The organism is Streptomyces changanensis (assembly GCF_024600715.1).
Taxonomy (GTDB): domain Bacteria; phylum Actinomycetota; class Actinomycetes; order Streptomycetales; family Streptomycetaceae; genus Streptomyces; species Streptomyces changanensis.
Map to the genome: position 1 here is coordinate 3,461,925 of NZ_CP102332.1, position 23,416 is coordinate 3,485,340.

The window sequence follows — 23,416 nt, forward strand, 5'->3', positions numbered from 1 at the left end:
GGGTGTGACGCCCGGCCGACTTGTACGGGAAACGGGCGCGCGGCCCGGAAGGCGCGCGCCCGTCACCGATATCGTCGCCCCACCGTCAGTCACCCGACAGGCCCCACGGGTCAGGTGGGACACCCATGAACCTCCGCATGATCGGGCTCGGCGCCCTCGTGGTCGCCGCCACGCTGCTGCCGCTCGTGGCGACGGCCGGACCGGCCGGCGGCCCCCGCGAGGCGGGGTTCGTCACCGGCGGCGGGCCGGGCCCGGTGGCGGTCGCCCCGCCCCCCGGCGCCCTCTCGGCACACGTCCCCGCCGACACGCGCCCCGTGCCCGGTACGGCCACGGACGCGCGCCCCGCCACCGGCACGGGCACGGGCGGCACGTCGGCCGACGGGTCCGACGGAGCCGACGGAGCCGAGTCCGACGGAGCCGACGCGTCAGACGCCCCCGATGCGTCAGACGCCTCCGGCGGATCCGGCCGGAAAGGGACACCGGCCCGCCGGATGACCGAAACTGCCGACCCGTCGGATGCGACGGGCGCGGGGCGCGTCACGCACTGCGGCCCGGCCCTCGTCTCCCCGCGAGGCGTCGAGGCGCAGACCTGCGTGGTCGCCGACGGGGCGGCGACGTGGGCGCGGACCTACTACCGCAACACCAGGGGCGAGGAGCTGCGGGCGATCCTCAGCCTCATGGGACCGGCCGGCCGTACGGTGCGCACGCACTGCGTGGTCCCGGCGGTCGACGAACCCGGAACCTGCGAAACCCCACGTGAAGAGGGGCGTGGCGGGGCGGAGGGGTACACGGCGGTCGCGGAGTTCGCGGCGGGCGGGGACCCGGATGGCCCGCTGCTGCTGCGGTCCGGAAGCGTGCGCGCGCCGTCGCGGGCCGGCTGAGCCGACGGGCGGAAGCGAACCGGAAGGTCGGATTCCGGGAAAAAGCAAGAACCCGGTCGCTGGCGACGGGGGATGCACCAGCGACCGGGCTTCTAGAACGGTAACAAGAGATCGGCGGTTCGCAAATTCGATCTCGCTTATTCGGACAGCTATTTACCGGCCGGTAAGGGCCAGGTAAAGATCCAGCCGGACTCGCGGAACCGACCGCCGACCTGCCCGCGGAACAGACCCGGGACCGACCCGCGGAACGGACCCACGGAACGGACCTACCGAACCGGCTCCCGGGCCCGACCCACGGGCCCGGCCCCCGGGCCCGACCCGCGGGACCGACGCCGCCCCGATGGTTCAGCTGAGCGTGACCTGACGGTTGGTGAGCCCGCCGCGCGCCCGCCGCTCCTCCGCCGTCAGCGGCGCGTCCGAGGCCAGCGCGCCCGCGAGCCGCTCCGCGAACGCCGCGGCCGGCTTCTCGCAGTCCGCCGCCGTCATCCCGGTCGGCAGGTCCCACACCGGGACGACCAGGCCGTGCGCCCGGAACGAACCGACGAGCCGGGTGCCCTCACCGAGCGACGACGTCCCCGCGGCGTGCAGCCGGGCGAGCGCGTCGAGCAGCTCCTCCTCCGGGTGCGGCATGACCCACCGCAGGTGGTTCTTGTCCGGCGTCTCGCACCAGTACGCGGCGTCCACGCCCGGCAGCTTCACCGTCGGGATGGCTGCGGCGTTGGCCCGCTCCAGGGAGGCGGCGACCTCGGGCGAGGCGCTGTCCGCGGACTCGGGCACCCAGAACTCGAAGCCCGTGTGGACGGCCGGCTCGAAGCCCGCCTCCGCGTCGAGCAGGTCCTGCAGGCGCGGCCCCTCCGCCGGTACGCGGCGGGCGGCGACGGGCGTGCCCGGCTCGGCCTCCAGAGCGCGCTGGAGGGTGTCCGCCAGGTCGCGGCTGAGGTCACCGGAGGACGTGTCGTTCTGCAGGGCCAGCAGGACGGAGCCGTCGTCGCGGCGCAGCGCCGGCCAGGCCATCGGCAGGACGGTCGCGAGCGTCACCGACGGCACGCCGTCCGGCAGCCCGCCCTTCAGGCGCAGCGGCGCGGTGGCCGCCGGGACCAGCTCGCGCAGCGCGACCCAGTCGCACTCGCCGGCCAGGCCCTCGAAGGGGCGCTGGACGAGCTCGGTGACCGCGTGCGCGGCGGCCCGGCCGTGGCAGGCCTTGTAGCGGCGGCCCGAACCGCACGGGCAGGGCTCCCGGGCGCCGACGACCGGCACCTCGCCGTTCGTCACCTGCGGTGCGCCGGCGGACTTCTTCTGGGGGCGCTTCTTGGCCATGCGTGGGTCTCCCGATGGAACGCGGTCCGGTGTCGGCCGCGAGCCTAGCCGTACGGGAGGACCCCGGGCCTCAGTCGGCGTCCCCGTACACGTCGAGGAAGCCGAGATCGCCCACGAGCGGTACCGCGGCCGCGCCCGCCCGAGCGGCCCGCGCGCCGGGGAAGTGCCCGCCCGCGAGCGGCGAGGGGTCGCGGCGCCGGCCGTTGACGCGCGGAGCGGCACCGTCCGGCCGCGGCGCCGACCCCGCGACGAGGGCCCAGACCGTCACCTCGCCGGCCGCGCCGTCCCGTACGCCCCACTCGTGGGAGAGCGCGTCGATGATGTTCAGCCCGCGGCCGCCGCGCGCGGTGACCGACGGCGTGGACGGCGCAGGCCGGGTCGGTCCGCCCCCGTCCGTGACCTCGACCGTCAGGGCGCCGCGGTCGTCCACGCGCCAGGAGGCGCGGACGGCGCCCTCGCCGGCGTCGGCCGCGTCCAGCGGTCTGCCGTGCCGGCAGGAGTTGCTGAGCAGTTCGGAGAGGATCAGTACGGCGTCGTCGACGACCGGATCCGCGACGCCGCTGCGCCGCAGGTGCTCGCGCATCCGGTGCCTCGCCTCGCCCACGCCCGCAGGGCCATGGGGTACGGCCATGCTCGACGACGTCGGCACTTCCCGGGCCACCACCAACGCCACCCCCGAGACCTCCTTCACCCCACGCCATCGAGTGGATGCCCCAATGGCCTGGACCGGAAACCGGCCAGTCCGCATCCAGTGACGCATTCGACACGGACCGCCACGGTGCGAACGCGCCGGAGCACACGCGGTGACTACAGGGGCGTACGCCCCAGCTGTGACAGGACCTGCCTGGGACGGTTCGTGATGATCGCGTCCACGCCGAGGCGCACGCACAGGTCGACGTCGTCGGGATCGTCGACCGTCCACACGTGGACCTCGTGACCGGCCCGGTGGGCCCGCTCCACGAACGTGGGGTTGCTGCGCAGGATGCGGATCGAGGGGCCGGCGATCCGCGAGCCGGCGGGCAGCCGCCCGTCCCGCAGGCGGGGCGACACGAACTGGGTGAGGTACACGGTCGGGACCGTCGGCACGGCGGCCGCCACGCGGTGCAGCGAGCGAGCGGAGAAGCTCATGATCCGCACGGCCGACTCCTCCGGCGTGGCCGGGTCCGCCAGGCCGAACCGGCGCAGCTGCCGGACGAGCCGCTCCTCCACCTGGCCCGCCCAGCGGGTGGGGTGCTTCGTCTCGATCGCCAACCCGACGGGGCGTCCCGCGTCCGCGACCAGCTCCAGCAGCCGTTCCAGGGTGAGGACCGAGGTGTACTCGGGGTCGCCCCAGTCGGGGCTCTCGTACCGGTCCTTCCAGGAGCCGAAGTCCAGGGCGGCCAGGTCGGCCAGCTCCAGGGCGGAGACCGCGCCGCGCCCGTTGGAGGTGCGGTTCACGCGGCGGTCGTGCACGCAGACCAGGTGTCCGTCGGCGGTGAGCCGCACGTCGCACTCCAGGGCGTCCGCCCCGTCCTCGATGGCCTTCACGTAGGCGGCGAGGGTGTGCTCGGGCGCTTCCTCGGAGGCACCCCGGTGGGCGACGACTCGGATGCTGTGCTGTCGTGCGTGGGTCACCGCGACATGGTGCCACCGTTCGCCCGCCCGGCCGACACCGGCCGGTGTACTTCGGCCGCAGCGGGGCACGTCCCATTTGTCTGGGATAAAGGAGCGGTGGCGGACGCACAGCTCCCGCTTACAGTGGCCTGACGAGCAGTAGGAAAAGCTGAGTGCGCACACGGACGCTGCACGGCGGGCTCGTGCCGAGCGACGACGTGGATGACGACGTGGACACCGAGGAGAACGAGCTGTGAGCACCGAGAACGAGGGCAACGCGGTCCCGTCCGCCCCCGACGCCCCGTCCGCGCCCGCTCCCGAGGAGACCCCCCAGCGGCCCACCGCCCCCGCCACCGCCGCCCCGGGTGCCGCGGAGCCCGCGCCGTCGACGACACCGGCACCTCCGGCCGCGGCCCCCGCGGCCCCCGCGCCGCCGACCGCTCCGCCCGCGGCGCCCGCCGCTTCCGCGGTTCCGGGGGCGTCCGCCGCCCCGGCCGGGGAGCAGCCGACGGCCGCGTACCCGACGACGGCCCCCGGCGGGCCCGCGACCCCGCCGCCCCCGGCGGCGCCGCCCGCGTACCCGCCGCACCGCGCGCCCGCTCCGGCGTACGCCGCGGCCCACGGCCACGAGCAGCCGCCGGCGCACGACGGCGGCTCCCCGCCGGCCGACGCGCACGCGGCCGCGGGCCAGGGCGGTGGCGGCCACCAGGGCGGCGGCCACCAGGAGGGCGGCCAGGCAGGCGGTCCGGCGGGCGGCGGTCATTCGGCCGCTGCCGGTTACCCCGCTGCCGGTTATCCCGCGAACGGCGGCCAGACCCCGGCGGGCGGTGGCCACGGCGGCGGATGGGGCGGATGGGGGACGCCCCCGGGCCTCCCGCCCGTCCCGCCGTCCCCGCGCAAACGTTCCGGCGGCCTGATCGCGGCGGTCCTCGTCGCGGCGCTCGTCGCCGGTGGCGTGGGCGGCGGCTTCGGCTACTGGGCGGCCGAGCGCAACGACACCTCCGCCTCGACGACCATCTCCGCCGGCGACACCCCAGCCGACTTCAAGCGCGACCCCGGCACCGTCGCGGCCATCGCGGCCAAGGCCCTGCCGAGCGTCGTCACGATCGAGGCCAAGTCGGGCGCGGCGGAGGGCGAGGGCGGTACGGGCACCGGATTCGTCTACGACAAGGAAGGCCACATCGTCACCAACAACCACGTGGTGGCGTCGGCGGCGGACGGCGGCGCGGTCACGGCGACGTTCGCCGACGGCAAGAAGTACGACGCCGAGGTCGTCGGCCGCGCACAGGGGTACGACGTCGCGGTGCTCAAGCTGCGCAACGCCCCCTCCGGGTTGACGCCGCTCCCGCTGGGCGACTCCGAGAAGGTCGCCGTCGGCGACGCGACGATCGCGATCGGTGCCCCGTTCGGCCTCTCCAACACGGTGACGACCGGCATCATCAGCGCGAAGAACCGCCCGGTCGCCTCCAGCGACGGCTCGGGCGGCAAGAACTCGTACATGAGCGCGCTCCAGACCGACGCGTCGATCAACCCGGGCAACTCCGGCGGCCCGCTGCTGGACGCGCGCGGCGCGGTCATCGGCATCAACTCCGCCATCCAGTCCCCCGGCTCCGGCGGCCTCGGACAGTCCCAGGCGGGCTCGGTCGGCCTCGGCTTCGCCATCCCGGTGAACCAGGCGAAGAACGTCGCCGAGCAGCTGATCAAGACGGGCGAGCCGGTCTACCCGATGATCGGCGCGACCGTGAACATGACGGAGAAGGGCGAGGGCGCGACCATCGTCGACCAGGGCACCGGCGGTACGGCGGCGATCACGCCGAACGGCCCGGCGGCCAAGGCCGGGCTGCGCCCCGGGGACGTCATCACGCGCTTCGGCAACCGGATCATCGACAGCGGCCCGACGCTGATCAGCGAGATCTGGACGCACAAGCCCGGTGACACCGTGACGGTGACGTACAAGCGCGGCGGCCAGGAGAAGCAGGTCCAGATCACGCTCGGCGAGCGCAAGGGCGACTGACCGCCCGCCCCCGCGCGGGAGGGCCCCGGACGAGGCCCTCCCGCGCCTTCCGCCGCGGGGGTCACGCCTCGGCGAGCGCGTACGCCGCCATCTCGCCGAAGCAGGCGACGGCCGGCACGGTGACGGCCCCGATCAGCGCGCACATCGAGTACCGCGCGTCGCCCATGGCAGCGGCGACGACCGGCAGCACCGCCGACCGTGAAGCCCGTACCCCAGATCAGCGCGCGCGGGAAGGCGCTGCCCGTGCTCACGGTGGCCTCGGCGACCAGGCGCGGCACGGACGAGAGCAGCGTGATCAGGGCGAAGGAGACGGAGACGAAGAGCGCGGCCGGTACGTCCCAGTGCCGGTGGTGGGCGAGCGTGTACGTCATCGCGCCCGCGTGGACGAGCGCGGACAAGGCCGCGCAGCCGCCGGCGGCGAGGAACGACACCACGAGCTCGCCGGCCGCTCCGTCCGGACGTCGATGACGGCCCTCCGGGTCACCCGGGCCAGGGAACGTTCATGGAACCCTCCGGGGCGTCTCCTGGGAGGGGGCGGCGCGGAACACGCGAGAGGGCAGGGGCGCGGCGCCGGAGCCGGTGCCGGCGCGCGCCCGACGCCCGCCGGGGCGCGCGGCCCGCCCGCAGACGGCGGGCGTCGCGTACGCCCGTCCGCCGGCCGTGCGTCTCACCCGCGCGGGTGACCTCCGTGGCGGGGGCCCGCGGCTGACGGGCCGGTGGCTGACGGGCCGGCGGCTGACGGGCCGGCCCGGCCGAGCGCACCCGAGACGACCTTGCGGAGGGCGATGACGGCGGCGGCCGTGGCGATGCCCTTCCAGTCGGGCGCTGCGGCGAGGCGCAGCAGTCCCGCGGCGGTGAGGAAGTCCAGGAGCACCGCCAGCGTCGGTGGTACGCGGCCGGTCGCCCGGTAGGCGAAGGGGCACGCGAGCAGGCCCATGGCCGCACAGAGGACGGACGCCTGGAGCAGGACCGCCGTCACGGTGTGGCGGCGGTCGCGTGGTCGCCGCCGGCCGCGGGCCCAGGGCCGTCCGCGGCCGCCCGCTTGCCCGCGCGTTCGATCTCGTCACGTTCCTGGGCGATCTCGCGGCCCAGGAAGTAGTTGAGGGCGGTCCGGATCGCGGCGATGGCGGCCAGTTGGCCGATCTCGGCGAAGCTCGGCGCGACGGCGGTCCGCAGCACGTCACCGGCGAGCTGGAACTCCAGCCCCAGCACGAGGAACCGCCCGAGCCGCAGCCGGATCCGGTTGAACGCCCCGGTCCGCGCCCGGTCACGCGCCATGCCGAGGACGAACTGCGCGAAGGCCCACGCCGCCCCGACGAAGATGATCAGCGCACCGGCCGACTCGACCAGCCGCACCAGCAGCCCGATCGCCTCACGCAGGTCCTCCTCGGGCAACAGGTCGAGGGAAAGAGTCATAGACCCCGGCGTACCCCCCGATCCGGCTTCCCCCACCCCGACGCGCCCGACACCCCCGGTCACACGACCCCACCCGGCCCCGCACCCCCTCGCCCCGGACCCGCGTGCCGCGGGGACGGGTGATGTGGCCAGTACCGACCGGCAGCGTCAACTCGCCTGGTGCGCGACCCGGATGGGAGGGCGCAAGCCTGCCGGCGGGCGAGATCATGAGGCATGCGACCGGACGACTGGCACCTCACCGAAGACGTCGACGACTTCCTCGCCCGCGCCGGGGACTTCCTGCGTTCGCGGCCCGCCCTGCACACCATGCCGCTGACGGTGACCGAGAAGCTGCGGACGGGCGGGGCGGGCGCACACGGCGCCGGGGTCCCCCTCTTCGGCCGGCTGGAGCGGGCGGGGGAGGTCCGCGCCGCGTTCTACCGGCTCCCGTCCCGTGGCCTGAGCCTCACCCCGCTCACCGCCGAGCACGCCGACGCCCTCGCCGCCCACCTGGCCGCGCTCGGGCACTCCCTCCCCTACGTCAGCGCGGACCACGGCACCGCCACCGCTTTCACCGAGGCGTGGCGGCGGCACACCGGCGCGGCGCCGACGCATCGCAAGCGGATCCGGCTGTACCGTCTCGGCACGCTCACCCCGCCGGAGCGTTGCCCGGAAGGTCGGGGGCGGGTCGCCGGCCAGGAGGACCACGAGCACGTGGTCCGTTGGTGCGGCGAGTTCTGCGATGCCGTCGGAGAGGCCCCCGCCGTGGACGCCGCCTCCTGGGCCGGCTCCCGCTTCGCCGACAAGCGGTTCACGTTCTGGGAGACCCCGGACGGCACTCCCGTCTCCCTGGCGGGCTCGACGGCGATGGTCGGCGGCATGGTCCGGGTGGACCCCGTCCACACCCCGGCCCACCTCCGGGGCCGCGGCTACGCGGGAGCGGTGACGGTCGAGGTGAGCAGGGCCGCGCTGGCCGCGGGCGCGACGGACGTCCTCCTGTTCGCGGACCCCGCCAACCCCACCAGCAACGGCCTCTACCGGCGCATCGGATACGGTCCGCTCACCGACTGGGCGGTGTACGACTTCGCATGACCCGCCCCACGACACCGCCGGCCCCTCCTCACCGGGGCCGGCCCGGGGCGGCCGGCGCACCGCCCCCATGGTGCCGGGCCGGTCCTGCCCAGCGCCCCGTGTGGGCCACGGCCCCCGCACCCGACCGGGGGCCGGTACGCTGTACCCGCCCTGCCCCAGGCGGGCGGAGCGAGGTGGGTTGCCCGAGCGGCCTAAGGGAACGGTCTTGAAAACCGTCGTGGCGCGAGTCACCGTGGGTTCAAATCCCACACCCACCGCGTGGTGGGACGGCCCCTGACCAGGTACACGGTTGGGGGCCGTTCGCGTGCTGGTGCGCTGTCGTCATCCGCTGTTCCCCGTCGCTCCCCGCTTGAGAGGGCACGTAGCGGGCACGGCACACTGGGCGTGTCCGCATCGGCGGGTCTGGCTGGGGGAATCGTGAGCAAGGGGTGGCCTGAGCGTTGGTGGACGACGGCTCTTGTTGCCGTGGGGTTGACCGGCATCGTGGCCTACGACGTTTGGTGGGTCGCGGGGATCCTCGCAGAGCCAGTCGTGGACTGGTGGGAACTCCTTGGACCGTGCCTGGGGGGAACCTGGTTCGCTGGCCTGGCGGCGTCGGCTGCCCATCGTGCGATCACCCTCCGCAGGAACGCACGAACCGCAGACGCCGAGGCGCAGGCTGGCGCCTGAGATCGTGTGCATCGATCCGTCGAGTCGCCTGTGAGTACCCATCAGCCTCTGATCCACCACGTCGGGCACGACCTGGAACAGTTGTCTTGACGGGTCGCGGCTCCTCGCCCACCGGACCTACGCCGGATGCAGCGAGCCTTCACCACCCAACCCACCACTCACCCCGGATCCCATCCCGTCGGCCATGGACCCGCACACCGTGGAGTGGGCGTCGTGTGCCCGGTGCCGTGTCGGCTGGGCTTCGCCGGGGTCGGTGGCAGAAGGGAGGGGAGTTCCCGGCCTCCGCCCTCCACGGCCGGCACTCGCGTACGGGGCCCCCGCCATCCGGTCGGGCGGCTCGTTCTCGGGGGTTGCGTGGGAGGGTGGGGGTGTGAGGCTTGAGGATCTGGTGCGGCTGCGTCGTGCCCGGGACGTGATGGACCGGGAGTACGCGCGGCCGCTGGACGTGCCGACGCTGGCGCGTGGCGCCCACATGTCGCCGGGGCACTTCTCCCGCACCTTCCGCGCCGCCTACGGGGAGACGCCGTACGGCTACCTCATGACCCGGCGCGTCGAACGGGCGAAGGCGCTGCTGCGGCGCGGGGACCTGAGCGTGACGGAGGTCTGCTTCGCCGTCGGGTGCACCTCGCTCGGGTCGTTCAGTTCGCGCTTCACCGAGCTGGTCGGCGAGACACCGAGCGCGTACCGGGCCCGCCGGCACGACGCGGGTGCCGCCGTCCCCGCGTGCGTGGCCAAGGTCCTGACGCGACCCGTGCGGAACGGCGTACCGGTCAGGAACGGTGAACCGGTCAGGAACGGAGAAGCGGAATCCACCGCCGCCTCGTAGCGTCGACGGCATGGACATCAAGCTTTCCCAGTGCTTCATCGCCGTCGACGACCACGACAAGGCGCTCGCCTTCTACCGTGACGCCCTCGGGCTGGAGGTGCGCAACGACGTCGCGTTCGAGGGCATGCGGTGGGTGACCGTCGGTTCGTCCGAGCAGCCGGACGTGGAGATCGTCCTCGAACCGCCGCTCGCCGACCCCAACGCCTCCCCGGCGGACCGGCAGGTGATGGCGGAGATGTTGGCCAAGGGCCAGCTCCGAGGCGTGATCTTCTCCACCGGCGACTGCGACGCGACCTTCGAACGGGTGCGGGCGGCCGGCGCCGAGGTGCTCCAGGAGCCCATCGACCAGCCTTACGGCGTCCGTGACTGCGCCTTCCGCGACCCGGCGGGCAACATGGTGAGGGTCACCCAGTCGCGTACGCGCTGAATACCCGAATTCCGGTCGGGGCGGGATTTCCCGTCGGCACGCACCCGGCTGACTGACCGCAACGCGTCGCGGCGGCTCCCGGAACCGTGAGGATTCCGGGAGCCGCCGCTGTGGTGCGTCGGATGCGTCGTCCGCGGTGGGTGTCAGCCCTTCAGGGACGCGTGCGCGACCGTGTTGGTGGGCCACCAGAAGTCGGCCGCTCCGGCCTGAGCGAAGGAACCCGTCCCCGCGTTGGACGCGCGGTACGTCCAGCCCTTGTTCGCCTTGAGGGTCACGGTGGGCGTGCGACAGGTGTTGACCTTGGTGCACGCCTTGCCCTTGGTCACGAACTGCTTTCCGTTGTTGCCGGACAGCGCGATCGTGGGCCGCATGATCTTGATCTTCGCCTGCTTGCAGTCCTGCTGCGCGTAGGCGTGGACCTTGCCGGCTGACTTCCACACGTAGACCGTGTTGGTGCAGCCGTAGTACGCCTTGCCGGTGCCCTTGACCGGTGCGGCGTGGGCCGTCGTCGCCGACGCCATGACGCAGGCGAGGACCGCCCCGCCGACGCCCAGGGCTCGCTTGAAGTTCTTCACTTGTCTCCCGTTTCCGTCGTGCCGCGAGTTCCGTCCGGTCGATGTGTGACGGGTCGCGGTTTGACCCCGTGAAGTTATCCGAAGGCCTTGCGGTGGCTCAATGCATTTGAGCCTCCCGTGAGGTTCCGATGAAAAGTCGAAGAATCAACGAATTGCTTCCGAATGGGAATTGCGGGGGTGGGTGCGGGGACGGGTGTGCCGCCTCCGGCTGTGTGGATGGCGAGAGCATTCTCGTTCGTACTAGTGCGATAAATGCTTGCAGCTAGTGCAACGTTCGGTTAGGTTGCCGTCATGCCTGCCACTCGCCCCACCTCCACCACCCTGGTCGGACGACACGTCCGCCTGGAGCCGCTCACCGCCGACCACCTGGGCGACCTGTTCGCCGCCGGCGGGCGGGACGAGGAGGTGTGGCGGTGGCAGGGTGGGCCCGCGCCGCGCTCCGAGGCGGAGCTCGCGGAGAAGCTCGACGCGGTGCTGGAGGCTGCCGAGCGCGGTGAGTACGTGCCGTTCGCCGTGGTGCACCGCGCCGACGGGCGAGCCGTGGGGTGGACCTGCTACCTGGACATCGACGCGGACGACGAGCGACTGGAGATCGGCTGGACCTGGTACGGCCGTGCGTACTGGCGCACCGCCGTGAACACGGAGGCCAAGCTGCTCCTGCTCACCCACGCCTTCGACGACTTGGGCATGGGCCGCGTGCAGCTGAAGACCGACCACCTCAACCAGCGCTCCCAGGCGGCCATCGCCCGGCTCGGCGCCCGCCGGGAGGGCGTGCTGCGCCGACACCGCCGCCGGCCCGACGGCACCTGGCGCGACAGTGTGTACTTCTCCCTCCTCGCCGACGAGTGGCCGGAGGCGAAGGCGCGGCTCGCCGCCCGCCTCTGACCGCCCGGGCCCGTCCCGGGTCTCACGGGTACGCGCCCGGGCCCGTCCCGGGCCCCTCGCCCGGCGCCCACGCCCGTCCCGGGAGGCCCGCCCACGCCAGTACCCCGAAACCCGCCGCGCGTGCCCGTGCGTCCTTCCCGCCATGGACACGATCCGTGACGCCCTGCGACAGCTTCTGCTCTTCGGGCTGCTCCAGCTCCGCTGCTGCGCCTTCGCCCTCGCGCTCGTCGGCGGGATCGCCGTCTCCGGGCTGCTGCCGGAGCTGCCGGTCGCGCGGTACGACCTGGTCCTGGCGTACGGTGTGCTGCTCGCCGTCGTCGCCCGGTGGGTGGGGTGGGACACCGCCCGGGACACCGGTGTCATCGCGGCCTGCCACCTCATCGGGTTGGCCTTCGAGCTGGTCAAGGTGCGGCTCGGCTCCTGGGCCTATCCCGAGGACGCCGTCACGAAGATCGCCGGGGTGCCGCTGTACGGCGGATTCCTGTACGCCGCCGTCGGCAGCTACGTCTGCCGCGCCTGGCACCTGTTCGACCTGCGGGTCTCCGGCTACCGCGCCACCGCGACCACCGCCGTCGCGGCCGCCGTGTACGTCAACTTCTTCACCCACCACTGGCTCCCGGACGCCCGCTGGGTCCTCGCCGCCGGCCTCCTCGCCGTCACCGCCGGTGCGTGGGTCCGGTACACCGTCGGTGGGCGGAGCCACCGCATGCCCCTCGGGCTCTCCTTCGTCCTGATCGGCTTCTTCCTGTGGGTCGCCGAGAACGCCGCCACCTACGTCGGGGCCTGGAGCTACCCGCACCAGTTGAACGGCTGGCAGCCGGTCGCCCTGACGAAGTTCGGCGCGTGGGCGCTGCTGATCAGCGTGACGTTCGTCCTGGTCGAACGGACCCGGCGGCGCGGCGCCGAAGCCGCTCCGACCCGGAGCGGCGCTCCGGCGGCCGGTATCCCGGCACACCGCCGACGCCTGCGGAACCCCGACCGGGTGGCCGCCGCCCCTCCACCTTCAGGAGGTGGGGCCCGCACCACCCCTACAACCTGAGGGGGACCCGCTTTCGGGACCTGGGGGCGATCCCCCGCGAGGCGGCCGCTCCTAGCGTGGTCCGTATGACCGCGACTACTGGCCCCGTCTGCGCCGGAGCCTCCACGGCCGCCACCGGGTACCCGTGCTTCTCCTCGTACGTACGGGCCCGGGGGCCCCTCCTGCTGCGCACCGCCCGGTCGCTCACCGCGAACCCGAGCGACGCCGAGGACCTGCTCCAGACGGCGCTGACCAAGACGTTCGTCGCCTGGGAGCGCATCGAGGACCACCGCGCCCTCGACGGCTACGTGCGCCGCGCGCTCGTCAACACCCGCACGTCGCAGTGGCGCAAGCGCAAGGTCGACGAGTTCGCGTGCGAGGAGCTGCCCGAGCCGCACGGCGTGCCCGAGCCGGACCCGGCCGAGCGGCAGGTCCTGCACGACGCGATGTGGCGCGCGGTCATGCGGCTGCCCGACCGCCAGCGGGCCATGGTCGTCCTCCGGTACTACGAGGACCTGAGCGAGGCGCAGACGGCGGCGCTGCTCGGGGTCTCCGTGGGCACGGTCAAGAGCGCCGTCTCCCGCGCACTCGGCAAACTCCGGGACGACCCGGAGCTCGCGCCGGTACGGTGACGCGGAGGGGTACCCGCACGTCACGGCTCGGTCCCCGTACGGGGGCGCACGGCGTGGCCCCGTACGGCACCGCACGGCGCGGCGCGGCCCCCCGGCACGGTGCCCGATCGGACTCCGCGCGGGATGTTTCACGTGAAACGGCGAACCTTCAGGTAGTGACATACCGCTTGGTATGTGCGCAGAATCTCCACACCACACTGCCGCGAAGCGAGCGCCCACCGGGAGGACGCCGTGCTCAGCACCATGCAGGACGTACCGCTGACCGTGACCCGTATCCTGCACCACGGGATGTCGATCCACGGCACGTCTCAGATCACCACCTGGACCGGCGGACCGGAGCCGCAGCGGCGCAGCTTCGCCGAGACGGGCGCCCGGGCCACGCAGCTGGCCAACGCCCTGCGCGACGAACTGGGGGTCACCGGCGACGACCGGGTGGCGACCCTCATGTGGAACAACGCCGAGCACGTCGAGGCGTACCTGGCGATCCCCTCCATGGGCGCGGTCCTGCACACGCTCAACCTGCGCCTGCCCGCCGAGCAGCTGATATGGATCGTCAACCACGCGGCCGACAAGGTCGTCCTGGTCAACGGCAGCCTCCTCCCCCTCCTGGCCCCCCTGCTGCAGCACCTGCCGACGGTCGAGCACGTCGTCGTCTCCGGCGCCGGTGACCGCTCCGTCCTGGCGGGCGCCGCGCCGCGCGTCCACGACTACGACGAGCTCATCGCCGACCGGCCCACCACCTTCGACTGGCCCGAGCTGGACGAACGCCAGGCCGCCGCCATGTGCTACACCTCGGGCACCACCGGCGACCCGAAGGGCGTCGTCTACTCCCACCGCTCGGTCTACCTGCACTCGATGCAGGTCAACATGGCCGAGTCCATGGGGCTGACCGACCGCGACACGACGCTCGTCGTCGTCCCGCAGTTCCACGTCAACGCCTGGGGCCTGCCGCACGCCACCTTCATGACCGGCGTGAACATGCTGATGCCGGACCGCTTCCTCCAGCCGGCCCCGCTCGCCGAGATGATCGAGAAGGAGCGGCCCACGCACGCCGCCGCCGTGCCGACCATCTGGCAGGGCCTGCTCGCCGAGGTCACCGCCAACCCGCGCGACCTCTCCTCCATGGCCTCCGTCACCATCGGCGGCGCCGCCTGCCCGCCCTCCCTCATGGAGGCGTACGACAAGCTCGGCGTCCGCCTCTGCCACGCCTGGGGCATGACGGAGACGTCCCCGCTCGGCACGATGGCCCTTCCGCCGGCGGGACTGACCGCCGAGGAGGAGTGGCCGTACCGCATCACGCAGGGCCGCTTCCCGGCCGGTGTCGAGGCCCGACTCGTCGGACCGGGCGGCGACATCCTGCCGTGGGACGGCGAGTCGGCGGGCGAGCTGGAGGTCCGCGGCCCGTGGATCGCCGGCGCGTACTACGGCGGCTCGACCGGCGAACCGCTGCGGCCCGACGACAAGTTCAGCGCGGACGGCTGGCTCAAGACGGGTGACGTCGGCATCATCAGCCCGGACGGGTTCCTGACCCTCACCGACCGCGCGAAGGACGTCATCAAGTCGGGCGGCGAATGGATCTCGTCGGTCGAGCTGGAGAACGCCCTGATGGGCCACCCGGCCGTCGCCGAGGCCGCCGTCGTGGCCGTCCCCGACGACCGGTGGGGCGAGCGCCCGCTCGCGACGGTGGTCCTCAAGGAGGGCGCCGAGACGGACTACGTGGCGCTGCGGGCGTTCCTCGCGGAGGCCGGCGTCGCGCGGTGGCAGCTGCCGGAGCGCTGGGCGATCATCCCGGCGGTGCCCAAGACCAGTGTCGGCAAGTTCGACAAGAAGGTGATCCGCAGGCAGTACGCGGAGGGCGAGTTGGACGTCACCCAGCTCTGACCCGTACCGCGCGGGTCGGTGGGTGGTGAGGAGGGGCGGGCCGGGCCCGCCCCTCCTCCCGCGCCGCCTCCCCGGGTCCCGCGTTTCCGGTGGCCCCGGGTCCGGTGGCCGCCGATTCCGGTCTCGTCACCGTGAACCGACGTCACCGCGAACCGGCGTCACCGCGAGGCCGCGTCTCACCGTGAGACCGCCGCGTCCCCCGTGCGGTGGGGGACCGGCGTCAGTTGGTGCCGATCTTCGCGAGCAGGTCGACGATCCGCGACTGCACCTCGGCGCTCGTCGACCGTTCCGCCAGGAACAGCACCGTCTCGCCGGACGCCAGCTTCGGCAGCTCCGCCGCGTCGAGCCCCGCCGAGGTGTAGACGACCAGCGGGGTGCGGTTCAGATGCCCGTTGGCGCGCAGCCAGTCGATGATCCCGGCCCGCCTGCGCCGCACCTGCATCAGGTCCATGACGACGAGGTTCGGCCGCAGCCGGGTGGCGAGCGCCACCGCGTCGGTGTCGGCCGCGGCCCGCTGCACCTGCATGCCGCGCCGCTCCAGCGCCGCCGCCAGCGCGTGGGCGATCTCGTCGTGCTCCTCGATCAGCAGGACCCGCGACGGGTGCTGGTCGCTGTCGCGCGGCGCCAGCGCCTTGAGGAGTACGGCCGGGTCGGCGCCGTACGCCGCCTCCCGCGTCGCCTGGCCGAGTCCGGCCGCCAGCAGTACCGGCACCTCGGCGGCGACGGCCGCCTGGCGCAGCGACTGCAGGGCCGTCCGCGTGATCGGTCCGGTCAGCGGGTCGACGAACAGAGCCGCCGGGAACGCCGCGATCTGCGCGTCCACCTCCTCGCGGGAGTGCACGATCACCGGCCGGTACCCGCGGTCGCTCAGCGCCTGCTGCGTGGCGACGTCCGGCGCCGGCCACACGAGGAGCCGGCGGGGGTTGTCCAGCGGCTCGGGCGGCAGCTCGTCGTCGACGGGGCGCGGCGGCGGCTGGTTGGCGACCTCGACGGCGCCGCCGGGGCCGTCCAGCGGTTCGGGGCCCTCGTCCGCGCCCTCGTCGGGTGCCCCTATCTCGTACGCGCGCCCTTCCGTGGCGGGCGCGGCGAGACGCTGCTGCGCCGGTGGCTGGGGGGCGGCGGGCTGCTGGACCGGCGGCTGCTGTCCGGGGAGTGCCGCCGGAGCGGTCGCGTCCGTCGTGGGCTGCGGGTCGGTCTCCGGGGGAGTGGCCAGCTTGCGGCGCCGCCCGGAACCGGTGCCCTGCGCGGGCGTCTGGGGCTGCGGAGCGGTCGCGGGCTGGGCGAACGGCACGCCCTGACCGAGGGTGCGGACGCTGAACGCCCGCCCCTGGGTGGAGGTGGTCGCGTCCCCGGGTGGCACGGCGGGCGTGCCGGCGGCCGGGGTGCCGGCGGCGGGCGTGGCGGAGCCGGGGGCCGCCGGTGCGTCGGGGGCGGTCACAGCGCGGCGGCGCCCGGTCGGCGTCGCCTGCGGTACGGCTCCGGCATCACCGGGCGCGGTGGGAGCGCCGGGCGGCACGGGCGCCGCGTCGGGAGTCGCGCCGGCGGGAGGCACGGTGGCCGGAGCAACGGGCGGTACGGGCCCGGAGGCCGCCTCGGCCGGAGCAGCACCCGTCCCGGCCACACCGCCCGGCGGGACCACACCACCCGGCGGTACGACGCCGCCCGGCGGGACCACGGTGGTGCCGGGCGCGAGCGGGGCGCCGGGCGGCGGGGTGGCGCCCGGGGGGATCGGAAGGGGATGCGGCAGCGGCGGCGTGTGGTCGGCGCCCGGCACCGACCGCACCGCGTCGTGACGCCCCTCGTCAACCGGCGCGACCGGCACCCCCGACGCGACCGCCACCGCCGGCGCGACCGGCCGTGCGTGCGCCGTCGCGACCGGCTGGGCCCCCGGAGGCAAGCCCTGCGCCTGCGGCAACGCCCGCGCCTGCCCCTGAGGCTGGACGCGGTCCGCCTCGGCGGGCGGCAGGGCGAACGCGGAACGGGCCGCCCCCTCGGGCGCCGCCGCCCGCTCCTGACCCGCCGCGAGCGCACGCCGCGCCCGCCGGCCGGCCGGTACGGCCTCGCCCGTGGGGGCGACGCCCTGCGGCGGGACGGTGTCGCCGAGCGCGGCCGGGCGCGCCTGCGCCGACTCGGCGGCCGTGACCACCGACCCCTCGGCGGGCGGGAGTGCCGGGGCGGCCGAAGGCGCGGGGGACTCGGCGGGGCTGGGCCGCCCGCGCCGCCGGCCGGTCGGCTCCGCGGCGCCCGCGTCCTGCGCGGGGATCAGCTGCTGCTCCCCCGTACCGCCCCCGGTGCCGGGGGCGGCGCGGCGGCGACCGGTCGGCCCTGCGGCCACGGGGTCCTCGGCGTGTACCGGGCTGTCGAGGAAGGAGTCCGTCGAGGCGCGCCGCGCGCGCCGCCGCCCGATCCCGCCGGAACCCTGCGCGGGCACGACGGCCGCCCCGCCCGCCCCGGCCTCCGGCACCGCGACGGCCCCGGCGCCCTCCGTACCCTCGGCGCCCCCGCCGCCCGCCGTGCCGACCTCCGCACCGGGCGCCGCGCCGTCCGCCCGCTCCGCGGTGGGAACCGCGCCGCCGCCCTCGCCGAGCGGCACTTCCAGGACGTACGCCCCGCCGGTCGTCCCCGGCACGTCGTGGGTCTGCAGGACGCCGCCGTGCGCGCGGACGATGCCGCGCACGATCGGTTCGTGGACCGGGTCGCCGCCCGCGTACGGGCCGCGCACCTCGATGCGGACGACGTCGCCGCGCTGCGCGGCGGCCACCACGATGGTCGAGCCGGCGTACCCGCCGTCGGCCACCACCCGGGCCTTGCCCGTGGAGTCGACGCCGGCGACGTCCGCCACGAGGTGGGCCAGGGCGGTCGACAGCCGTACGCCGTCCACCTCCGCCTCGATCGGCGGCGCGTGCACCGCGAACTGCACCCGACCCGGCCCGATCAGCTCGACCGCGCCCTCGATGCCGCTCGCCACGACCGCGTCGAGCAGCACCAGCTCCTTGCGCAGCTCCTCCTCGCCCACGTCCAGCCGCTGGAAGCCGAGGACGTTGTCGACGAGGGTCGTCATCCGGGCGTACCCGGCGGCCAGGTGGTGCAGGATCTGGTTGGCCTCGGGCCACAGCTGCCCGGCCGGGTCCGCGGCGAGCGTGCCGAGCTCGCGGCGCAGCTCCATCAGCGGTCCGCGCAGCGAGTCGCCGAGCACGGCCGTCAGCTGGGCGTGCCGCGCGGTGAGCGCCTCGTGCCGCCGGTCCGCCTCGGCGAGCCGCTCCTCGAGCGCCGCGACCTCCGCCGCGTGCCGCTCGGCGACCGCGGCGGCCTCCGTCTCGTGCTTCTCCGTGAGCGCGGCCATCTCGGCGGCGTGCTCCTCGGTGAGCTGCTCGTACGGCCGCCGGTCGGCGAAGGTCATCACGGCGCCGACGAGCTGGTCCCCGTCCCGTACCGGCGCGGTCGTCAGGTCCACCGGCACGGAGGACCCGTCCTTCGCCCACACCACCTGGCCCCGCACGCGGTGCTTGCGTCCGGAGCGCAGCGTGTCGGCGAGCGGCGACTCGTCGTACGGGAAGGGCTCCCCGTCGGCCCGGGAGTGCAGCATCAGCGGGTGCAGCTCGCGGCCGCCCAGGTCGCTGGCGCGCCAGCCGAGGATCTGGGCGGCGGCGGGGTTGACGAGGACGATGCGGCCGTCCGTGTCGGTGCCGACCACGCCCTCCGACGCGGCGCGCAGGATCATCTCGGTCTGCCGCTGCGAGCGGGCGAGCTCGGCCTCGGTGTCGAGGGCCCCGGAGAGGTCCCGCACGACGATCATCAGCAGTTCGTCGCCGCTGTAGCCGCCGCCGTACGCGTCGTACGCCTCGCGGCCGTCCTCCAAGCCGGCGCTGGTGACCTCGACGGGGAACTCGTCGCCGTCCGTCCGGCGGGCCACCATGCGCGTGGGCTTCGTCCGACCGAGGGGATCGGCCGCTTCCGGCCGCCGCATGGAACCGGGGATGAGCCGGGAGTCGAACGAGGGCAACAGGTCCAGCAGGCCCCGGCCGACGAGCGCCGTGCCGGGCGTCTCGAACATCTCCAGGGCGATGGTGTTGGCGTTGACGACCGTGCCGTTGGTGTTGACGAGGACGAGCCCGTCCGGCAGGGCGTCGAGTATGGCTGCGAGGCGAGCAGCGCCTCGGGATGGCCTGCTGCTCACGACGCGCTTCCTCCCACTGACCTACTGCCGCTTACGGGAGGGAGTCTAAGGGCTGGGGGTGCACGCGCGACGGCGGATGAGGGGGAGCTCTGAGCAAGGTTGTGTGCGCATGGCGTACGCCCCCGGCCCGTTCGTCCTGGTGAGCGCGGCGTGGCGCTACGACCGCGCCTGCGGCAGGACCGGCTGCATGTTCTCCCAGCGGGCGATCTCGCAGCCGTTGGTCCGCGCGAATTCGGCCTCGACCGGCCGGCCGTGCCAGGTCCCCTCGACCCGGGCCGTGGCGGGGCCGCCGTGCTGCTGGGTGCACATCCGGTCCTGCGGCACCGGGCTGAACGGGTCCTGGCCGTCCTGCGACAGCTCCGCCAGCCGTTCGCAGGCGCGCTGGGCGCGCGGGTGGGTACCGGTGCCCCGGTCGCCGTCACACTCCAGCTTGAACGTGCCGTCGGCCGTCGGGTTGCCGGACCGCTCGACGGTGATCGTCAGGGAGTCGGGCGCGCCCAGCAGCGACGGCAGCGGGGGCAGCGGCGCGGCCACGGCGAGGGGGGTGGCGACGCCGAGGGCGGCGAGGGAGGCGGCGGAGGTGAGGACGAGACGGCGCAGCATGCGTACTCCAGGACGCTCGGGAACCATGAGGGGCACCGGTGGGGCCCGGCCCCACCTCTCTAACGCTGCACCGCCCTCCGCGTTGCGCAACCGTAAGCCTTTGCCCCGCGCCCCTCGCGCCTAGTACCGTTGTCACCGATTGGTGGCGCGGCCCTGGGCTGTGTCATCATCTGCACGCACCTCACGCGCGAGCACGGGTGCAGTGGAGGCGTCGCCTAGTCCGGTCTATGGCGCCGCACTGCTAATGCGGTTTGGGTCTTAAAGCCCATCGAGGGTTCAAATCCCTCCGCCTCCGCCCCACGGAAGCCCCGGCCCCACGGCCGGGGCTTCTGCCGTTCCCGGCCCCGGATCCTCGCGCCGATGGGTGATTTGCCCAGGTCAAGGGTGGTTTGGCTAATGGATTTCGCGTCCCGGCGCAGGTCATGTAATGTTGTTCCCGCAACGCCGACCGGGCCGAAAAGCCCGGGAGGAAAGCCAGGGAGTAAGATCGCTGGCAGGCACTCGTAGCTTAACGGATAGAGCATCTGACTACGGATCAGAAGGTTGCAGGTTCGAATCCTGCCGAGTGCACACAGATGAGGGGCCCCGGAGAAATCCGGGGCCTCTTGCGTTGCCGGGCCGTACAGCGGCGAAGTACAGCAACCAGGTTCAGCCGTTCGTGCCATCCACCGCCTGGGAGAGCCGGGTGGACGCCGGTACGACGAGGAGCGCCGCCGGCCGCGTCGTCGGCACCGGCCGGTCCGTCGCCGTCACCCCCGGACGCCCCGGCGCGGGTCTCGCCCATCATGGCCGGGTGACGCACCTACCCACCGACGTACGGGCCGCCATCCGGTTCTTCGCCTTCTACCTGGCCAATGACACCCTCGACGTCGACCTGCTCGACGGGATCGACTACCGGGACCGGGTGTTCCGGTTCGGGTCGGACCTGGAGATGGCCTTCGCCATCTTCACCAACGTCCTGGAGGTCGACGAGGAGGGCCGGACGCTCAACGACGGCGAGGCTCAGTACCGGGTCGCCCAGTGGATCAGGATGCGGTGCGACCCCGACTACACGGCGGAACCGCCGTTCGAGGCGTGGGAGACCGAACTGCACGGGCCCTGAGCGGGCCGCTCGCCTCCCCGCGGGCGGCCGGGCGGGCGGTGGGCGTGTGGGACAGTGGCCCGCATGGTGCTGACCGCCGGCAACCGGCCCTTCCTCCCCGGTGCCCCGCCCGTGCTGCCGCTGCCGGGCGCCGCCGGCGCCATGGACGAGGCGGGCGCCCTCGGCCACCGAGACGGGGCGTCGGCGGGCGGGTTGTCGCCGGCATCCGGCGCGTCGTGAGCGGCGGCTGGCGCTGCCGGGGCGTCCGGTGGGTCGCGGGCCGCCCCGTCTGGGCCTGGGAGGGTGGGCGGACCAGCCCGCTCACCCACGGGCGCGAGCTCGGCTTCCGCGTCACGGGGGAGCGCCGCTGCCCCGGAGCGCGCGGCAACCCCTGTCCCACCGGTGCCGTCGTCCCCGCCCGGAGCACCGGCGGCACGTGCCCCGAGTGCGCGCGGCTCGACCGGGCGCACTCCGTCGCCGCCGACACCGCCCTGGACGACCCGCGCGTCTTCCGTGTGTACCTCGCCTGGTTCGGCGGCGCGCTCCTCAAGGTCGGGATCACCGCCGAGGAGCGGGGCGACGCGCGCCTCCTCGAACAGGGGGCCGTCGCCTTCGCCTGGCTCGGGCGCGGGCCCCTGATGGCCGCCCGGCGCACCGAGGAGGTGCTGGGCGCCGCGCTCGGCGTGCCCGACCGGATCCCGTACGCGGCGAAGCGCCTGGCCCGGGTCGACCTGCCGGGACCCACCGCGAGGGCCGAGCGGATCGAACGCGCGTACCGCGACGCCCGCGCCGTCGGGGGATGGGCGGACACCCTGGAGGCACTGCCCCTCGACGGGGTGCGCGACCACGTCGACGTCTTCGGGTTGCGGCACGTGGAGCGGGTCGACGGCGTCGTCGGACGCCTCGCCGGAGGCGGGGAGCTGCGCGGCACGGTGCTCGCCGTCGCGGGGCCCGACCTGCACCTGGAGCTGGACGACGGGCGGCAGGTCGTGCTCGACGGCCGGCTCGCCGCGGGGTGGGAGCTCGCCCGTGCGGAGGGCGGCACGACCCTGCCGGTCGAGGTGGTGCAACGCGGCCTGTTCTGACCGCGCGGCGGCGCCGCATCCGGTGGCGGGCGGGTGCCGGGCCGGTGGGGCGATGCGGGGCCGTGGAGCGATGCGGGGCCGGTGGCGGGGAGCCGGGTGGGTAGTGATGCCGGTGGTGACACGACGCGCTGCGGGCGGGACGCGCCACGCGGGAAGGCGGGCGGGTGGGCGACATGGACGGACCGGGTGGCCGGGCGGCCGGCGGCACGGGCAGGACGGTCGGGGCGGACGGGACGCCGCGGGACGCGCGACACGGCGGAGGCGGCGGAGGCGGTGGGGGCGGGGAGGCAGCGGCCGTACGGGCGGTCGCCCGCCGGCTCGGACTGCCCGGACTCCTCGACGTGCACACGCACTTCATGCCCGACCGCGTCCTGCGCAAGGTGTGGGCCTACTTCGACGGCGTCGAGGACCTGACCGGCGTCGCCTGGCCGATCACCTACCGCGAGGAGGAGGACCGGCGCGTCGACCTGCTGCGCCGGTTCGGGGTGCTGCGGTTCACGTCGATGGTCTACCCGCACAAGGCCGGCATGGCCCGGTGGCTCAACGACTGGGCGGCGGGGTTCGCCACGCGGGTGCCGGAGTGCCTGTGCACGGGGACGCTCTACCCGGAGGACGGCGTCGGGCGGTACGTCACCGAGCACCTCGCGCGCGGGGCGCGGGTGTTCAAGGTGCACCTCCAGGTCGGCGACTTCGACCCGAACGACCCGCTCCTCGACCCGGCCTGGGGCGCCCTCGCCGACGCGCGCGTACCGGTCGTCGTCCACTGCGGCTCCGGCCCCACGCCCGGCGCCCACACGGGCCCGGGCCCCGTCGGGAGGCTGCTCGCCCGGTACCCGCGGCTGCGGCTGGTCGTCGCGCACATGGGCATGCCCGAGTACGCCGACTTCCTCGACCTCGCCGAGCGGTACGACGAGGTGCGGCTCGACACCACGATGGTCTTCACCGACTTCTCCGAGCGCCTCGCGCCCTTCCCCCGCCAGGAGCACGGCCGGCTCCTCGCCCTCGGCGACCGCGTCCTGCTCGGCAGCGACTTCCCCAACATCCCCTACGGCTACCTCCACCAGCTGGAGGCCCTGGAACGGCTCGGACTCGGGGACGACTGGCTGCGGGGCGTGCTCCACGGGAACGCCGCCGCCCTCTTCGCCGACGCGGGGACGGGTGCCGACCCGGGGACGGGTGCCGACCCGGGCACGGGAGCGGCGGGGACGGGCACGGCGGGGACGGGTATGGATTCTCAGGGAATTCACAGGAACGCGTAAGCCGCC

General features: G+C 74.5%; 23 protein-coding genes and 3 tRNA genes. 17 read left to right on the forward strand and 9 right to left on the reverse strand.

The window, feature by feature from the left end; translation table 11 throughout:
- Positions 1–125: 125 nt before the first annotated feature.
- The gene (locus tag NRO40_RS15305; RefSeq protein WP_198549325.1) at positions 126–881 is read left to right on the forward strand and encodes a hypothetical protein; all 756 of its coding nucleotides are present in this window, start codon (positions 126–128) and stop codon (positions 879–881) included.
- 345 nt (positions 882–1,226) lie between these two features.
- On the opposite strand, the gene NRO40_RS15310 is transcribed toward NRO40_RS15305, so the two are convergent.
- The 3 genes from NRO40_RS15310 to NRO40_RS15320 all read right to left on the reverse strand — a co-directional run bounded on the left by NRO40_RS15310 (position 1,227) and on the right by NRO40_RS15320 (position 3,812).
- Entirely contained in the window at positions 1,227–2,198 is a 972-nt protein-coding gene (locus NRO40_RS15310; RefSeq protein WP_058942023.1) for a DUF5926 family protein, read from the reverse strand.
- Positions 2,199–2,268: 70 nt separating this feature from the next.
- Positions 2,269–2,958, reverse strand: coding sequence for an ATP-binding protein (locus NRO40_RS15315; protein ID WP_079047031.1), 690 nt, complete (start codon positions 2,956–2,958; stop codon positions 2,269–2,271).
- A gap of 47 nt (positions 2,959–3,005) precedes the next feature.
- Positions 3,006–3,812, reverse strand: coding sequence for a glycerophosphodiester phosphodiesterase (locus NRO40_RS15320; RefSeq protein ID WP_058942021.1), 807 nt, complete (start codon positions 3,810–3,812; stop codon positions 3,006–3,008).
- A 232-nt stretch (positions 3,813–4,044) separates the two neighbouring features.
- Between NRO40_RS15320 and NRO40_RS15325 the strand changes: the two genes are divergently transcribed.
- Positions 4,045–5,805, forward strand: a complete 1,761-nt coding sequence (locus NRO40_RS15325; protein WP_058942020.1) for a S1C family serine protease — start codon at positions 4,045–4,047, stop codon at positions 5,803–5,805.
- 61 nt (positions 5,806–5,866) lie between these two features.
- On the opposite strand, the gene NRO40_RS15330 is transcribed toward NRO40_RS15325, so the two are convergent.
- On the reverse strand, positions 5,867–5,995 hold the full coding sequence (locus NRO40_RS15330) for a hypothetical protein (protein ID WP_257375431.1): 129 nt from the start codon (positions 5,993–5,995) through the stop codon (positions 5,867–5,869).
- An 8-nt stretch (positions 5,996–6,003) separates the two neighbouring features.
- Between NRO40_RS15330 and NRO40_RS15335 the strand changes: the two genes are divergently transcribed.
- Positions 6,004–6,273, forward strand: coding sequence for a hypothetical protein (locus NRO40_RS15335; RefSeq protein WP_058942019.1), 270 nt, complete (start codon positions 6,004–6,006; stop codon positions 6,271–6,273).
- A gap of 199 nt (positions 6,274–6,472) precedes the next feature.
- On the opposite strand, the gene NRO40_RS15340 is transcribed toward NRO40_RS15335, so the two are convergent.
- The gene (locus NRO40_RS15340) at positions 6,473–6,784 is read right to left on the reverse strand and encodes a DUF1622 domain-containing protein (RefSeq protein ID WP_107115079.1); all 312 of its coding nucleotides are present in this window, start codon (positions 6,782–6,784) and stop codon (positions 6,473–6,475) included.
- A complete protein-coding gene (locus tag NRO40_RS15345; RefSeq protein ID WP_058942018.1) occupies positions 6,781–7,221 on the reverse strand; it encodes a DUF1622 domain-containing protein in 441 nt (146 codons plus the stop codon). The genes NRO40_RS15340 and NRO40_RS15345 overlap by 4 nt, the downstream gene beginning before the upstream one ends.
- A gap of 213 nt (positions 7,222–7,434) precedes the next feature.
- On the opposite strand from NRO40_RS15345, the gene NRO40_RS15350 reads away from it, so the two are divergent.
- The 4 genes from NRO40_RS15350 (at position 7,435) to NRO40_RS15365 (ending at position 10,214) form a co-directional block, all read left to right on the forward strand.
- Entirely contained in the window at positions 7,435–8,292 is an 858-nt protein-coding gene (locus NRO40_RS15350; protein ID WP_058942017.1) for a GNAT family N-acetyltransferase, read from the forward strand.
- A 172-nt stretch (positions 8,293–8,464) separates the two neighbouring features.
- Positions 8,465–8,549 (forward strand) — tRNA-Ser (locus NRO40_RS15355).
- A 782-nt stretch (positions 8,550–9,331) separates the two neighbouring features.
- On the forward strand, positions 9,332–9,787 hold the full coding sequence (locus NRO40_RS15360; protein WP_058942016.1) for a helix-turn-helix transcriptional regulator: 456 nt from the start codon (positions 9,332–9,334) through the stop codon (positions 9,785–9,787).
- Between the two features lie 10 nt (positions 9,788–9,797).
- Positions 9,798–10,214 (forward strand): VOC family protein, encoded by a 417-nt coding sequence (locus NRO40_RS15365; RefSeq protein WP_058942015.1) that lies wholly within the window; start codon positions 9,798–9,800, stop codon positions 10,212–10,214.
- 143 nt (positions 10,215–10,357) lie between these two features.
- Here NRO40_RS15365 and NRO40_RS15370 read toward each other — a convergent pair whose 3' ends face one another.
- Positions 10,358–10,789, reverse strand: coding sequence for a hypothetical protein (locus tag NRO40_RS15370; RefSeq protein WP_257375432.1), 432 nt, complete (start codon positions 10,787–10,789; stop codon positions 10,358–10,360).
- A 291-nt stretch (positions 10,790–11,080) separates the two neighbouring features.
- Here NRO40_RS15370 and NRO40_RS15375 point away from each other — a divergent pair, with 291 nt between their 5' ends.
- From NRO40_RS15375 to NRO40_RS15390, 4 genes are all read left to right on the forward strand, one after another.
- Positions 11,081–11,674, forward strand: a complete 594-nt coding sequence (locus tag NRO40_RS15375) for a GNAT family N-acetyltransferase (protein WP_058944874.1) — start codon at positions 11,081–11,083, stop codon at positions 11,672–11,674.
- A 142-nt stretch (positions 11,675–11,816) separates the two neighbouring features.
- On the forward strand, positions 11,817–12,713 hold the full coding sequence (locus NRO40_RS15380; protein WP_079047471.1) for a DUF817 domain-containing protein: 897 nt from the start codon (positions 11,817–11,819) through the stop codon (positions 12,711–12,713).
- Positions 12,714–12,778: 65 nt separating this feature from the next.
- Entirely contained in the window at positions 12,779–13,324 is a 546-nt protein-coding gene (locus NRO40_RS15385) for a SigE family RNA polymerase sigma factor (protein WP_058944873.1), read from the forward strand.
- 231 nt (positions 13,325–13,555) lie between these two features.
- Positions 13,556–15,205: a long-chain fatty acid--CoA ligase gene (locus tag NRO40_RS15390; RefSeq protein ID WP_058944872.1), complete on the forward strand. Its 1,650-nt coding sequence runs from the start codon at positions 13,556–13,558 to the stop codon at positions 15,203–15,205.
- Between the two features lie 220 nt (positions 15,206–15,425).
- Here NRO40_RS15390 and NRO40_RS15395 read toward each other — a convergent pair whose 3' ends face one another.
- Positions 15,426–19,382 carry a response regulator gene (locus NRO40_RS15395; RefSeq protein WP_058944871.1) on the reverse strand — a complete coding sequence of 1,319 codons (3,957 nt, stop codon included), beginning with the start codon at positions 19,380–19,382 and terminating at the stop codon, positions 15,426–15,428.
- Positions 19,383–19,538: 156 nt separating this feature from the next.
- Complete coding sequence (locus NRO40_RS15400) at positions 19,539–19,985, reverse strand: SSI family serine proteinase inhibitor (RefSeq protein WP_058944870.1); 447 nt, start codon at positions 19,983–19,985, stop codon at positions 19,539–19,541.
- Positions 19,986–20,189: 204 nt separating this feature from the next.
- On the opposite strand from NRO40_RS15400, the gene NRO40_RS15405 reads away from it, so the two are divergent.
- The 6 genes from NRO40_RS15405 to NRO40_RS15430 all read left to right on the forward strand — a co-directional run bounded on the left by NRO40_RS15405 (position 20,190) and on the right by NRO40_RS15430 (position 23,410).
- A tRNA-Ser gene (locus NRO40_RS15405) sits at positions 20,190–20,280 on the forward strand.
- 202 nt (positions 20,281–20,482) lie between these two features.
- Positions 20,483–20,555, forward strand: a tRNA-Arg gene (locus NRO40_RS15410).
- A gap of 88 nt (positions 20,556–20,643) precedes the next feature.
- Positions 20,644–21,087, forward strand: a complete 444-nt coding sequence (locus tag NRO40_RS15415) for a DUF7677 family protein (RefSeq protein ID WP_157901938.1) — start codon at positions 20,644–20,646, stop codon at positions 21,085–21,087.
- 63 nt (positions 21,088–21,150) lie between these two features.
- Positions 21,151–21,306: a hypothetical protein gene (locus NRO40_RS15420; protein ID WP_157901937.1), complete on the forward strand. Its 156-nt coding sequence runs from the start codon at positions 21,151–21,153 to the stop codon at positions 21,304–21,306.
- The gene (locus tag NRO40_RS15425; protein ID WP_058944869.1) at positions 21,303–22,151 is read left to right on the forward strand and encodes a DUF2797 domain-containing protein; all 849 of its coding nucleotides are present in this window, start codon (positions 21,303–21,305) and stop codon (positions 22,149–22,151) included. The genes NRO40_RS15420 and NRO40_RS15425 overlap by 4 nt, the downstream gene beginning before the upstream one ends.
- 173 nt (positions 22,152–22,324) lie before the next feature.
- Positions 22,325–23,410 (forward strand): amidohydrolase family protein, encoded by a 1,086-nt coding sequence (locus NRO40_RS15430; RefSeq protein WP_079047472.1) that lies wholly within the window; start codon positions 22,325–22,327, stop codon positions 23,408–23,410.
- The last annotated feature ends 6 nt before the right edge of the window (positions 23,411–23,416 follow it).